Below are 13,503 nucleotides of genomic sequence, written 5' to 3'. Positions count from 1 at the left end.
GATTGGCTCGAGGGTTTTTGGCTGTAGCCGGATTGATGTGCGCCGGACTGGCGAGCGCCCAGGACGCCGCACCGCCGTCGAAGCCCGGCCAGCTGATCTGGGTCGAGCCGTCAGCCGCGCCGGTCTTTCCGCAGACCGAGGAAGAGAAGAAGGCGGGGATGGTCGAAGGGCGCACGTTGCCCGCACCCGAATTGCTACAGCCCGATCTCGATCCCGCCCTTCCACGCTATATTCCTACCAAAGGTCTCAAGCTCAAAGCGCATTTCCGCGCCGGCGTGTCGGACGTCTTGCCCGGCCTCGCCGCGGCGTGGGTGGCGGCGTTCCGCAAATATCATCCCGGCTTCCAGCTCGATCTGGTCAAACCGTATGCCGGCAGCCTCGGTGCGCTCGAGTTGATCAAGGGCAATCTCGACCTCGTATTCGTATCGCGCGAACTCAAGCCGACCGACATTTCGGGGTTCAACGCGAAGTTCGGATACCCGCCGTTTTCGGTGCCGATCTCCGGCGGGACCTGGCGTCATTTTGGGTTCCTCGACGCGATCGCGTTCATGGTCAATCCGGACAATCCGATCCGCAAGCTCAGCTTTGAACAGCTCGACGCCGCCTTCTCCTCGACGCGGTTGCGTGGTGGAAAGCCGATCAAAACCTGGGGTGATCTCGGCCTGACCGGCGAGTGGGCGAACCGTCCGGTGCATCTCTACGGCATCAAGCCGTGGAACGGGTTCGAGGAGTTCGTGCGCGAACACGTCCTATCGACGCCGCAAGGCCGCGGCGAGTGGAACGACAAGATCCATTACGACGAAACCTTCTTCAACATCGCGCGCCGGGTTGCGGCCGATCCCGAAGCACTTGGCTATACCGGCTTGTCGGCGATCGATTCCGAAGTGAAGATCGTGCCGCTCAGCGTGGAGGGTGGTCCCGCTTTGTCGCCGAGCTACGAGAATGTCGCGAGCGCTGCCTATCCGCTGTCGCGCGTCCTGTACCTGAACACGAACGCGCGGTCGGGCGCGGCGCTCAATCCGGCGTTGCGCGAATTCCTGCGCTTTGTGCTGAGCCGCGAGGGCCAGGCCGTGGTTCGCAAGCAAGGCATCTATCTGCCGCTCCGCGTAGGCCAGGTCGCGCGCAGCCAGGCCTATATCGAGGGCAAGTGATCGGCCGACGATCAGCGGCGCTGGCGTTCGCGTTCGCCCTGATCGCGGCCGCGCCTCAGGGCACGGGCTACGTAACCGCAGAGGGCCGGTTTCGCGTCGTTGGATATAACGACATGGACGAAATTATCGGCGACGCGACACGGCGGATCGCGGCGTCGGGCACGACGGTACGATACGATCTCGATCTCAAGAGCACGCGATCGGCGCCCGCTGCGCTGATCGCGGGGAACTCGCTGCTCGCGCCGATGGGTGCCGCAATGGAGCCTGCAGATCGCGCCGCATTCCGCGCGGCATGGGGCAGCGATCCGATCGAGTTCCGCATTGCCCACGACTCGCTCGTCCCCGGCACGTTATCGTCGCCGACCGCTATCCTGGTTGCCGTCGACAATCCGTTGCGGCGGATCACCCTGGCCCAGATTCGGCGCGTGTTCGCGTCGAGCGCCGACGGTACGGCGGCGGTGCGTTGGGGCGATCTCGGCCTCGGCGGCCGCTGGCGAACGCGGCCGATCCGCGCGGTTGCGCTGGCCCGCGACACGGCGATCGGCCGGTTTGCCTTGGCCGGGCCGCTGCGCGCATCTGCGTTCGCGGCGGCGGTCGAGGGCAAGCGCCAATCGCGGGATGTAGCGGCGGCGGTGGCGGCGGACGACGCGGCGATCGGCCTGGCCAATGCCAACTTTGCGGGCCCCCGCGTCAGAGCATTGGCGGTGATCGACGACCGTGGCCGCACCACCGCGCCGACCCGTGCCGGCATCCGTTCCGGCCGCTATCCGTTCGACCGATTTCTGCTGATCTACGCCCGTCGCGAGGCCGATGGCGCCATCGCGCCTGCCGCTACATTGCTGCTCGAATCGCTGCTGTCCGACGCTGGTCAGGCGGCGATCGGCCGGCAATCGCGCGGATACCTGCCGTTGAATCGCAGTGAACTTGCCGTCGAACGCGTGAAACTCAATAAAAACATTAAACCACAATAAGATAGCCTGTCCGTCATTTAACGGATGGAGGCGAAATCGTCATTTTGACAGAGGTTAAGCTCCAGAGCGGTAACCGCCTTAACAACGACCATGGGTCAGGGGAGGATAAGATGAACAGCAGCCGAAACGGCGCGAAGACAACGAAGCGCGTGCGGATGATCGGCGCTTGTTCGCTGCTGGCGATCGCGTGCGGCATGGCATCGCCTGCTGCGGCGCAAACGGCGCCAGCCGCCAGCGACGATCAAACCGCTGCCGCACCCCAAGACGCCGATACGAACAACGGCAATACGCCGACCGACATCGTCATTCGCGGCCGCTTCGTCAACGACGCCGCGGTGAGCGCGACCAAGATGGACATTCGCATCCTCGACACGCCGGCCAGCACCGAAAGCTACAACAACAACTTTCTAAAGGCGATCGAGACGACCAACGTATCGGACCTCTATCGCTACATGACCGGTGTCCAGCGCGCGGGTAACACGAGCTACGACATCACGTTTCGCGGCTTCAAGACATCGGGCAACGATCGCGGCGCGATTCTGACCGACGGTTTGCCGGGTCTCTCCGTTCGCTTCGGTTCGCCGCCTACGATCGGCACCGACCATATCGAGCTGGTCAAGGGGCCGACCGCCGTTCTTTACGGCCAGGGTCAACCGGGCGGCTTCATCAACATCATTTCCAAGAAACCGAAATTTACGCCCTCGTTCGAGATCGGCTTCAAAGGGGTGATGGGCGTCGGCTCGTATGACCGTCAACTCGGCGGGCTGTTCTCGTTCGATTATACCGGCCCTGTCGACAAGGATCAGACGCTCGCCGTTCGGGTCGTCGGCGAGCTCGGCTATACGCGCGGGTTCCGCAAGAACTCGTATGAGCAACCGATCTACATCTCGCCGAGCGCGACCTGGAAAATCTCGTCCAAGGATACGCTGACCATCGGCGGCGAGTATCGCTACGTAAAGACGCACTACGACACGTACCTCGTCGCGCCCGGCAACGACGCCAGCCTGATCGCGAAGATCGACACCAACTATCAGGGGAAGGACGACTATCTCGTCGAGCGCGGGGCGATCGGCAACCTGTATTACACGCACAATTTCAGCGACAGCGTGAAGTTCTATGTCGGTTATCGTTATGTCGATCACGAGGATCGGCAGCGCAATTTCGACGTCAATGCCTTTGCCTCGTCGCCCAACCAGCTGACCACGATCACGCGCCGCGCCCGCGGACAGCTCAATCAGCGCACATACAGCTTCGTCGATACCAATTTGACGGCGAAGTTCGAAATCGCCGGGATCAAGAACAACGTGCTGATCGGCTTCAACGGCGGCCAGGAAACGGCGAGTCTCAATCGCACGCAATTCTACAATTGCACGCCGACCCCGGCGCCGGCCTGCACGTCGCTGAACCTCAACGTCTATAACCCGGCGATCAACACCGCGCCTGCGATCGAGACCTTCCCGCAGTTCAATACCGGACAATCGTCCAATCTCAATTGGCGCTACACCACGCAGAACTCGCTCGGCGGCTATGCGTCGGATCTCATTTCGTTCGGCGATTTCGTGAAGGTGATGGTCGGGGTGCGTTATGCCGATGAACGGCAGACGATTTCCGACAAGCGGATCACGACGTTCGTGCCGGTCAAGAAAAAGGACAGCAAGTGGCTGCCCCAGGCCGGCCTGCTGATCGAGCCCACCAAGCAGCTCACGATCTACGCCGCATACAGTTCGTCCTACGTGCCGGTCGCGGCCGCGTCGTTCGACGTCTTCGGGCTGAACCCGTTCAAGCCGACCGAGGCGAAATCTTACGAGGGCGGCGTCAAGGCCAACCTGTTCGGCGAGCGCCTGAACCTGACGGCGGCGTATTTCGACATCGAGCGCAAGAACGTTCTCAATACCTTCTCGTGCCCGGCCAACCTCGCCGCGCTCAACGCCTTTATCGCGGCCAACGGCATCACCATCCCCGCGAATGCGCCGCGCGATGCCGCGGGCAATTTGATCCCGGCCAGCGGGACCTGTTCGAACCAGCTCGGCTCCGACCGCTCGCGCGGCTTCGAGATCGAGGTCAACGCGACACCGCTGCCCGGCTGGCAGATCACCGGCGGCTATGCCCACACCAAGGCGCGTGTCGTATCGTCGAACATCGCGCCGCAAATCGGCGCGCGGCAGACCAACTCGCCGGACAATGCGCTGAACTTCTGGACCAGGTACGATATCCAGTCGGGCTCGCTCGAAAATCTCGGGTTCGGCCTCGGCGTGTCATATATCGGCAAGCGCGTCGGTCTTTTGCCGACGGTCGGCGCGGTCGGGCCCGAAGCGGGAACCCTGCCGCTCAAGGCCTACACGACGGTCGATGCCGGCATCTATTACAAGGTCGGCGATAACCTCGACCTGACGCTGAAGGTCACCAACCTGCTGGATGCGCGCTACATCGAAAGCGCCGGCTTCACCGCCAACATCCAGTTGGTACCTGGCACGCCGCGCCTGCTGACGGCAACCGCACGGTTCCACTTCTAACAGGAGCGATCCCTGGGGGAGGAGGAGGAGGCGTCGCCGTCGGCGGCGCCTCTTCCTTTCCTGCGGCGCAGACAAAAAAGGGCGCGACCGGCGAACCGGTCGCGCCCTCCGAGGCGACGGGCTTGAGGGGGAATTCCTACATCGTGTCGAGTTTGGCGAGTTCTTCCTTCACGACCGACGCCTGCAACGGAATGTAGACGCCGTCATTCGCCACCTGCTGCTGGCCTTCGCGGCTCAGCACGGCCTTCAGGAATTCCCTGACCTTCGCCGGAAGCTTCGTGCCCGGCTTATGGTTGACGTAGATGTAGACGTAGCGGCTGAGCGGATAGCTGTGGTCATAGACCGACTGCGTGGTCGGGTAGACGCACTTGCCGCCCGTCGTTTCCGACAGCGCGACGGCTTTCGTATTGGGCGTGATGTTGGCGAGCAACGCATAGGTCAACCCACCCGGATGATCCTTCATGTCCTCCGCGGCGACGTTGAAGGCGTGGGTGAAACCCCGACCCTTGGTGAACTGGATCCCGTCGCGATACTCGCCCATCTTCATGACCTGGATCTTGAAATACCATTCGATCCCGTTTGGCGATTTCAGACCGTAAAGGTGAATCGGCTTCGACGCCCAGGCGCCGGTCAAGCCGACCTGGCCCCAGTTGGTGATGTCCGGTCCGCCGCGGTTGCGCGTCGACGAATAGATGCTGTCGAGCTGCTGCATGCTGAGGCAATTGATCGGGTTGTCCTTGTCGACCATGATGATCGACGCCGCAGTCTTGCCCAGCGAGCCGACGCTGCCGGTGGCGACGCGGAAGCCGGTGGCGTCGTAGCCGAACTTCTTGCGGAAGCCCTCGGCTTCGGCGGGCAGCAATTCGCGGCCGACCGGCGCGAGCTCGGAAATCTCGTTGGTCAGGCCGGGGCCACCACTGCCCGACGCGCGCGCTTCCATGTCGACGCTTAGCCGCGGATAGGCCTTGCGCATCATCTTCACCCAGCCGAGCGTCATTTCATCCATGACGTCGGCGCCGACGACGTGGAGCTCCTCTTCCGGCTGGACATCGACCGGACCCGGCACCCACACCGGAATGCGCGGATCGACCTTCAGATTGTGCTCGCGCTTGGCGTATTTGAGCGCATTAGCGGGCTGGAATGCGATCGCGGTGGTCAGACCCAGTGCGGTCACGGTGGCAAGCGCGGCGATATGGCGGCGCTTGAATGAAGCAAAACCTGGCAACGTCCTCTCCTCTAGTTTGGCCGGGCATCCCCCGGATCGCGTGCAGGATAAGCGGGCGGTCGGATTCGCCCAATGCAGCGAATGGCGCGGCCGATCCGTCGAATGACATATAGCCTCGTCGTGCAGTCCGGCCTTTGCTCATCGTCATGCTGCCATTGCCCCTCTGGTTGATGTCCGGCGCCATGATCACGGCGACGCCGGCGGCTTGTCCGGCGTCGCCGCTGCGGGGGAGCGCGCCGTCGATTCTGAAAACGCTTGCCCCGGCGTGGCGCGACGATTTCGTGGTCCGCTTTCCCGACACTCCCGTCGAGCTGCTCACGCCGTTCGGGCCGCCCCAAGGTGCGCTCGATCCCGGCCTCGAGGCGTTCCTGGAAGGCCGCGCCGATTTCGCTTTTCTGACGCGCGAGATTGCCGAGGCCGACTTGGCCACGTTCCGAAAATCGCATCGTGGCGTCTCGCCGTCGGTCGTGCCGGTAGCGACAGGCGCGTGGGATCGGTTCGGGTATGTCGATGCCGTGGCGATTGTCGTCAACAGCGCCAATCCGATACGCCGACTGAGCTATCGTCAGCTCGACGCCATTTTCTCGTCGAGCCGCCTGCGGGGAGGAAGTGTGCCCACCGACTGGGCGGCGCTCGGCGTCGCGGGTTGGCGCGGTCGCCCGATCCACATCCTCGGGGGAGGTGGCTGGGCAGGCGAGGAATCGGCGCGTGCGCTCACGATCCGCCGGCGGATATTGAGCATCGGGGGACGACGGGGCCGCTGGAAGCCCGCGCCGGACAGCGGGTCGGAAGCCGATGTCGTGGATCGCGTCGCCGCCGATCCGCTCGCGATCGGCTTTACCGGTATGGGCCACCTCAAGGTGAATGTACGGCCCGTCGCGATCGCTCTGGGGGATCGATCGCCGGCTTACCTTCCGACGGCCGGTACGATCGCCGCCGACCGATATCCGCTGGCGCGGACCGTCGATCTGCTGCTCGCCCCAGCTACAGCCTGCGGGGCGCGGCTACGGACGTTCGCTCGTTATCTGCTGAGCGACGCAGGGCAGGCGCAGATAGGCGCATCCGGCGTGTTCCAGCCCCTCAGCAAAGCGACGCTGCGACGGTCGTTGCAGTCGGTCGATCGTCAGGGCGTGCGCGGCAATACCATGGTCAGGCGCAGGCCGCGCGGCTGACTGGCCGCAACCGCGATCTCACCGCCATGCGCCGCCGCGACCGCCGATACCAGGCTGAGCCCCAGCCCGTTGCCCGGCGTCGTCCGGCTCGCCTCGGTGCGATAGAAACGCCGCAGGATGGCATCCCGCTCTTCGCGCGGCACGCCGGGACCATCGTCGCTGACGGAGAGACGCACCCACTCGGTATTGGCGTCGAGCGTCATCACGATGTGGGTGCCGGGCGGTGTGTGCGTCTGGCTGTTGTCGAGCATGTTCGCCAGCGATTGTGCGATCAGTTCGCGATCGCCGTGGACGAAGATGTCAGGCTCGATTTCCCAGTCCAAAGTCCGACCGCCATCGTGGAGCGCCGGTAGAAAGCTTTCCGCGACATCGTGGGTCAACGTCGACAAGTCGATCCGGATAAAGCTGCGCTCCAGCCCGCCGCTCTCGACCTCGGTGATGCGCAGGATCGCGCTGAACAGGCGGAGTAGTTCGTCACCCTGATCGAGCGCGCGCTGTGCGGCGCCCTCTTCCTTGCCGACGCGTTCGAGCTGCCCGCGCAATCGCAGCAAGGGCGTGCGCAAATCGTGCGCGACGTCGCTCGATACTTGGCGCAGGTTTTCCATCAGGCTGGCGATCCGATCCAGCATCGCGTTCAGTGCGAGCGCAACCGCGTCGAACTCGTCGCCGCTCGCACCCACGGGCATGCGTTGACCGATATCGCCGGCGACGATCGCGTTGGCCGTTGCGCTGATCGTGCCCAGGCGGCGGCGCAGATAGCGTCCAAGCAACAGGCCGCCCGCACCGCCGATCAGCAATACGACGACGAACGCAGCGCCGAACAACGTCAGTATAGTAGCGTCGATCTGCTCGATCGCTTCCGAGTCGACAGCCACGACCAATCGCCGCCCGTCCGGCAGATCGACCGCCCGTGCGCGGGCGGCGTCGGCGCCCTCGATGGGATCGCGGAAGGTGATCATACTGAAACCCAGTTCGGGGCGTGGCGTGTCGAGCCGCCCGCCGATGCGCAGGCCGGCTTTGTCGAACACGGCATAGCCGAAGGTGGGCTTCGCCCGAGCGGCCTCGCGTGCCCCAATATCCTCGATCAGTTCGGAGCCGTCGCCCTCGCGCGTCAAATCGACGATTTCCCCCGAGATCGCTTGATCCCGTTCACCCCGGAATTCGGCGTCGGCAACGAAATACACCGCTACCCCGAGCAGCAGGATCGCGATGGTGAACGTCAGCGCGTAGGTGAACGCGATCCGATAGGCCGCGCTGGCGCGTAGGCTAGCCATCCCCGCGGATCCGGTAGCCCGCGCCGCGCACGGTTTCGATCGGGTCGTCGCCGAACCCCTCGCGCAATTTCGATCGTACCCGGCTCAAGTGGCTTTCGACGATGTTCGTCTGCGGGTCGAAATGAAAGCCCCAGACCTCTTCCAGAAACATCGTGCGCGTCACCACGCGGCCGGCGTTGCGCATCAGCAATTCCAGCAGGGCGAACTCGCGCGGCTGCAGGTGGATCGACCGGCCGGCGCGCGTCACTTCGCGGCGCAGACGATCGAGCGTGATATCGCCGACGTCGAGCCGGGTCACGACGTCGCTGATCGGCGGTCGGCGCAACAAGGCGTTCAACCGCGCGATCAGTTCGGCCATCGCGAACGGCTTGACGAGATAGTCGTCGGCCCCGGCGTCGAGGCCATCGACCCGATCGGCGATGCCGCCTTTAGCGGTCAGCACCATCACCGGCGTGGGTATCTGGGCAGCGCGCAGCCGGCGCAGCACGTCCAGCCCCTCCATCCCCGGCATCATCCGATCGAGCACGATCGCGTCGAACGTCTCCGTCGCACCGAGGTGAAGCGCATCCTCTCCGTCCGACACGCGAGTCACCACGTGACCGAGCTCGGCCAGCCCGCGTTCGATGAATCCGGCGGCGCCGGCATCGTCTTCGGCGACGAGGATACGCACCGATTCAGTCCTTGCTGTCCAGAGCTTCGTACTTGTCCTCGACGATCGCGCCGGTCATCGCATCGACGCCGATTTCGTGGATGCGCTTGCCTTGGAGGATATCGAACGAAAAGCGCCAGCCGCGGCCTTCATGCTCGTACTCGGCGTCCTTGATCGCCCCCGGCGCGCGCTTGAGCGCGATCGCCCGGGCTTGCGCCATGGTCAATTTGGGCTTCGGCGCGGCCGACGCGGCGGTTGGGAGCAATGCGCCGCTCAAGGCGAGCAGAGGGAGGAGAATGTGGGGCTTCATGGCTGTTTCCTTGACTGACAGTCCAAACGCGACTGCCAGTCTCGACTAGGCCGATGTCGATTGCGGCACGATTGCGCGGTGCTTCCCTTTTCCCAATGTTCCTGAACGGCGGCAAGCGTGGGTAATCCTTCGCGCATTGTATTTTCCCAACCTCGGCTGATCGGCTGGCGCCCGTGCATCGTCTGGCGCATGGCCGAGTGACCAGTTGGGAGCAACGTGTGCCGCTTATCATCTCGGCTTGGCGAGCGACGAGAGGCGATGACCTCAGAAGGCGACTTCAGCGGTCGCTCGCCAGATTCATATTCATCTTTGCCGGTATGGCGATGATCTCGACGGCGGGAGTTTGCGGCGATTTCGGTGCCGACCGCCTGTCCCTCGTCAAACGCATCCGAGAAGAGGTGAGACGCGCAGCGCCTGCGGCGGCCGATCGTGAACTCGATCGTGCGCTCGCGGCGATCGTCCGCATTCCGCGCGAAGAATTCGTGGCGCCGTCCGATCGAGCCCAGGCATATGCCGATACGCCATTGCCGATCGGGTATGATCAGACGATTTCCGACACGTATATTGTGGCGTTGACGACGGCGGCGGCGCGCCTGCCCGATCATGCCAACGTGCTCGATGTCGGCACCGGGTCGGGGTATCAAGCGGCCGTTCTGGCCGAGCTCGGTGCCCAGGTTACGTCGATCGAAATCGTTCGCCCGCTCGCCGATGAGGCGCGAGCCCGGCTTGCGCGCCTGAAATATCGGCAAATCGACGTGCGTGCCGGCGACGGTTACGCCGGCGCGGCGGACCGTGCGCCGTTCGATGCGATCATCGTCGCCGCAGGCGCCGCAGCCGTACCGCAACCCTTGCTTGACCAGTTGAAGGTTGGGGGGCGCATCGTAATGCCGATTGGTCCCTCCTGGGCCAGCGAGCAGTTGCTCGTGCTGACGAAGACGGATTCGAACACGTTTGACCGATGCTCGCTCGGCTGGACGATGTATGTGCCGCTGACCGGCCAGGGCGCTCGCGTACCGAATGCCAGCGGGTTGATGGATCGAAAAATTCGGCAATGCTTCGGCGTGAGCGTCGCCAAGCCGTCGTTCAGTCGCCTGAAAGGCTGACGCTGCGCAGCTCCGCTTTCGCTGCGTCGAAGGCGGCGACGAATTCCGGTTTCGTCATCAAGCGCTCGGCGACCAGCAGGCCCAGCGCTTCGCCGGCGGTGACGTCGCTGCGGAAATGTTGCTCGCAGACGATCCTGCTTTCGCCATAGCGAGCGGCGCGCGCCATGATCGCGCTCGCTTTGGCGGGCACCAGCCGAGCCAGCACGCCCGCCATCGAATAGGCCATCGTGGTATGACCGCTCGGGTAGCTCGACAGCGGCTCGTCGCTGCGCGAACAGCTCTTGACGGTGGGATCGACGATCCACGGGCGCGGGCGTTTGAACTCGTCCTTGCCGCGGTCGGCGACATCCTTTTCGGTGGCGCGCACCAGATCGAACAGGCGTTTGGTCGCCGGCAACTTGTCGAGATCGAAGGCCGGCCCCAGCACCTCGGCGAAGATCATCGCGCTCTTCGCGTCGCTGTCCCATTTCGCCGATTTAACGGCGGCCGGGGTACGTTGCCGTTGGACGTTGTGGAGCTCGCGCAACTCGTTGACCCCCTGCAGGCTGCCTTTTGCCGGTGGCGCGGGCAGCACCGTTTGCGGGTCGAGATCGGCGCTGGAAAGCAGCGACGGCGCTTTGTCCTTCGCTAGCACGCCAGCGCTGGCGCTCAGCAGAAACGCGGCGGCGATGAGCTTTCTGGTTTGCATGGCCTAGAACTTAAACGTGATGTCGCCGGTGATCGCGCGACCCGGTTGATAATAATATTGGTCGAGATTGGTTGCCAGAGGCTGCCCGACCGCCGCGAGCGGGGTCTTGCTGCTCGATCCGATGTTGGTCACCCGCGTGGAATTGAACAGATCGGTGACCTCGACCCCGATACGCACCGGACCGAGTTCGTAGCTCGCCGCAAGAACCGCCGCATTGTAAGGCGCGATGCGATAGGCGCGATAGGACGGGTCGCTCGCGCTCGCGGCGTTGTTCGCATATTGCGCGCCGGTCAACTTGTCGATCAACGAGAAGCGGATCGGGCCGCGCTTGACGATGATCCCGCCGGCCGCGGTCATCACGGGGGCGTTGGCAACTTGAAGCCGGGTATCCTTGGCGATGGCGCGGTTCCGCGAGGCGTTGGCGAATACGGCAATGCCATCGGTGAAGGCGTAGGTCACTTGGCCTTCGACGCCCTGGTACAGCGCGCCGCCGATATTGGTGAACACCGTACCCACGCCCGGCGTCGGCGAGGTGAAGCTGGCGAACTTGTTCTGGAAATCGATCGAATAGACATCCGCGTCGAGCGACAGTCGCTGGCCGTGATAGACGAAGCCCGCCTGATAGTTGGTCGACCGCTCGGGCACCACGTTCGAGAAGCGGGGATTATCGACATAGAGTGCGCTCAACGGCGGGATCAGGAAGCCACGGGCATATTCGCCGTAGATCGACAGTTGCGGCGTCAGCTGCCAGTTCGCCTGCAGGAAGGGTAGGTTAGCGCTCCAGCTGTTGGTCACGTTCTGGGCATAGCGCGTCGTCTGGTTATAGAGCGCCATGATCTTGCGGTTGTAGTCGACATGCTTGAACCCGGGCGTGATCGACAATCCGGGTATCGGCTTGAGCTCCAGTTCGACGAACAACGCGTCATTGTTGCCTTCGCTCTTCTGGTCGAATTTGACGTAGAGCGGCGTCACCGCGCCGGGATTGAGCCCGGTCGCCGGAGCCGTCACCTTCTTCTCGACATAGTTGAACCCGCCGGTCATCAGATCGACGTCGGTCTGTTGCCGATAGGTGTGGCTGAACTCGATCTGCCCGCCCAACGTCAGGATCGCGAAAGGCGCGAGTTGCAGCTTCACCTTGGCGATGTCGCCGAACACGCGGTACTTGTTGGTCTTGGTATAGCCGGGCTGGTTGCCGTTGATCTTCACGCCGGCAGCATTCGTGGTCGATAGAACGGTACCCGGCACGACCGTCACGTCGTTCGCCGACAGCGTCTCGTTGTCGTAATAATAGGTGTAGGCGCGGTTCTCGAACACGCTGCCCGGCGCGATCTGGGCCTCGAGCTTCACGATGCCGAAATCGGTGACCTTCGTCGTATGGTTGTAGCCGAAATATTGCGGTGTGTTGGGGTCGTTGTTGAGGCTGAAATATTTGCCGTAGAGCGATTGCTGATACAGCGTCGATCCGTCCTTGTCCGGCTGGTTGAACCGGTTGTTGTTGTACGTGCCGAGGATGCTCAGCGTCACCGAAGACGACAGCGGAATGACCGCTTTGCCGTAGAGGTTGTAGTTGCGATATTTCTCGAAGCTCAGCTTGCCGTCGGTGTGGGCGTACTGGCCCGTGAACACGAACTTCGTGCCGCCTAGCGCGTCGATCGCACCGGTGTTGACCAGCCCGCGCAACAGATAGGTGTTGAAGCTGCCATAGGCGGCTTTGAGCTGACCGCCGAACTCGTCGCGGGCGGCGCGGCTGAATAGGTTGATGTTACCGCCGAACGTTGCCTGGCCGAGCTGGCTGGCGTTACCCGGTCCGCGATCGACGATCAGCGTTTCGATCGTGTTCGACGGGAAGAACGTGGTCGAATGGTGCGTAGGGTCGTTGGTGTCGCCGAACGGCACGCCGTCATAGGTGATGTTGTATTCGCCGTCCTGGAATCCGCGGATTTGCGCCTTCGATTCCGACAGGCCGATGCCGTTGTTGCCGCCGAAGTTGGAGACACTCGGCGTGATCAGCGCGATCTGGTTGAAGTCGGCGGTGGCGGGCAGCGAGTCCTCGATCAGCGACCGGCTGACGATGGCCTGTGGCTGACGCGCCTCGAGCGATGCCGTCACCGGCGCGATCTCGTTGGCCTTGGTACCGGTGACGACGATGTCCGAACCCTCGGCGATGTCACCGCCGGTGGTCTGGCCGTCGGGCTTGCGTTGATCGTCCGGTGACGTGGCAGGGGTCGGGGTCGCAGCGGGGTCGGCCGGCTTGTCGACGCTCGCCGCAGCCGGCAGGGCAGCGATCATGGTCGCCAAGGCAATGGCAAACGAACTCGCGCGCGCCGTCGTGGCGCGTGCCTGCATCGAACGGATCATGTGATTTCCCCGGCAGCCTTCGTGGCGCCCCGTCGCGCTATGGACCAGCCGTGACACTTTCGTTTCGGAACAGTTTCAAAACGAAGATT

At 63.6% G+C, this 13,503-nt stretch carries 11 protein-coding genes; 5 read left to right on the top strand and 6 right to left on the bottom strand.

Going from position 1 to position 13,503, the window contains the following annotated elements:
• The first annotated feature begins 35 nt into the window (after positions 1 to 35).
• From FPZ24_RS10855 to FPZ24_RS10845, 3 genes are all read left to right on the top strand, one after another.
• Positions 36 to 1,151 (top strand): PstS family phosphate ABC transporter substrate-binding protein, encoded by a 1,116-nt coding sequence (locus FPZ24_RS10855; protein WP_205012831.1) that lies wholly within the window; start codon positions 36 to 38, stop codon positions 1,149 to 1,151.
• A 113-nt stretch (positions 1,152 to 1,264) separates the two neighbouring features.
• Positions 1,265 to 2,122 carry a PstS family phosphate ABC transporter substrate-binding protein gene (locus tag FPZ24_RS10850; RefSeq protein ID WP_146571891.1) on the top strand — a complete coding sequence of 286 codons (858 nt, stop codon included), beginning with the start codon at positions 1,265 to 1,267 and terminating at the stop codon, positions 2,120 to 2,122.
• A gap of 110 nt (positions 2,123 to 2,232) precedes the next feature.
• Positions 2,233 to 4,635 carry a TonB-dependent siderophore receptor gene (locus tag FPZ24_RS10845; protein ID WP_146571889.1) on the top strand — a complete coding sequence of 801 codons (2,403 nt, stop codon included), beginning with the start codon at positions 2,233 to 2,235 and terminating at the stop codon, positions 4,633 to 4,635.
• Between the two features lie 136 nt (positions 4,636 to 4,771).
• Here the strand turns inward: FPZ24_RS10845 and FPZ24_RS10840 are convergent, their stop codons facing one another.
• On the bottom strand, positions 4,772 to 5,860 hold the full coding sequence (locus FPZ24_RS10840) for a PstS family phosphate ABC transporter substrate-binding protein (protein WP_205012830.1): 1,089 nt from the start codon (positions 5,858 to 5,860) through the stop codon (positions 4,772 to 4,774).
• 182 nt (positions 5,861 to 6,042) lie between these two features.
• Here FPZ24_RS10840 and FPZ24_RS10835 point away from each other — a divergent pair, with 182 nt between their 5' ends.
• On the top strand, positions 6,043 to 7,032 hold the full coding sequence (locus FPZ24_RS10835) for a PstS family phosphate ABC transporter substrate-binding protein (RefSeq protein WP_186728759.1): 990 nt from the start codon (positions 6,043 to 6,045) through the stop codon (positions 7,030 to 7,032).
• Here the strand turns inward: FPZ24_RS10835 and FPZ24_RS10830 are convergent.
• From FPZ24_RS10830 to FPZ24_RS10820, 3 genes are read right to left on the bottom strand one after another with little or no spacing between them, the layout of a single operon-like run.
• Complete coding sequence (locus tag FPZ24_RS10830; protein WP_146571885.1) at positions 6,984 to 8,306, bottom strand: HAMP domain-containing sensor histidine kinase; 1,323 nt, start codon at positions 8,304 to 8,306, stop codon at positions 6,984 to 6,986. The genes FPZ24_RS10835 and FPZ24_RS10830 overlap by 49 nt on opposite strands.
• Positions 8,299 to 8,976, bottom strand: a complete 678-nt coding sequence (locus FPZ24_RS10825; protein ID WP_146571883.1) for a response regulator transcription factor — start codon at positions 8,974 to 8,976, stop codon at positions 8,299 to 8,301. Before FPZ24_RS10825 ends, FPZ24_RS10830 begins: the two co-directional genes overlap by 8 nt.
• Before the next feature lie 4 nt (positions 8,977 to 8,980).
• Positions 8,981 to 9,265: a PepSY domain-containing protein gene (locus FPZ24_RS10820; protein WP_146571881.1), complete on the bottom strand. Its 285-nt coding sequence runs from the start codon at positions 9,263 to 9,265 to the stop codon at positions 8,981 to 8,983.
• Between the two features lie 218 nt (positions 9,266 to 9,483).
• Between FPZ24_RS10820 and FPZ24_RS10815 the strand changes: the two genes are divergently transcribed.
• Positions 9,484 to 10,368, top strand: a complete 885-nt coding sequence (locus FPZ24_RS10815; RefSeq protein ID WP_240047426.1) for a protein-L-isoaspartate(D-aspartate) O-methyltransferase — start codon at positions 9,484 to 9,486, stop codon at positions 10,366 to 10,368.
• Here the strand turns inward: FPZ24_RS10815 and FPZ24_RS10810 are convergent.
• Positions 10,349 to 11,056 carry an acid phosphatase gene (locus FPZ24_RS10810; RefSeq protein ID WP_146571879.1) on the bottom strand — a complete coding sequence of 236 codons (708 nt, stop codon included), beginning with the start codon at positions 11,054 to 11,056 and terminating at the stop codon, positions 10,349 to 10,351. The two genes, FPZ24_RS10815 and FPZ24_RS10810, sit on opposite strands and share 20 nt — an antisense overlap.
• Positions 11,057 to 11,059: 3 nt before the next feature.
• Positions 11,060 to 13,414, bottom strand: coding sequence for a TonB-dependent receptor (locus tag FPZ24_RS10805; RefSeq protein ID WP_240047425.1), 2,355 nt, complete (start codon positions 13,412 to 13,414; stop codon positions 11,060 to 11,062).
• Between the last annotated feature and the right edge of the window lie 89 nt (positions 13,415 to 13,503).

Origin of the sequence: Sphingomonas panacisoli (genome assembly GCF_007859635.1) — a bacterium.
In the GTDB taxonomy this organism is placed as follows: Bacteria; Pseudomonadota; Alphaproteobacteria; order Sphingomonadales; family Sphingomonadaceae; genus Sphingomonas; species Sphingomonas panacisoli.
Note: the sequence above shows the minus strand (reverse complement) of the source record. Positions and strands in the feature narration are given on the sequence as shown.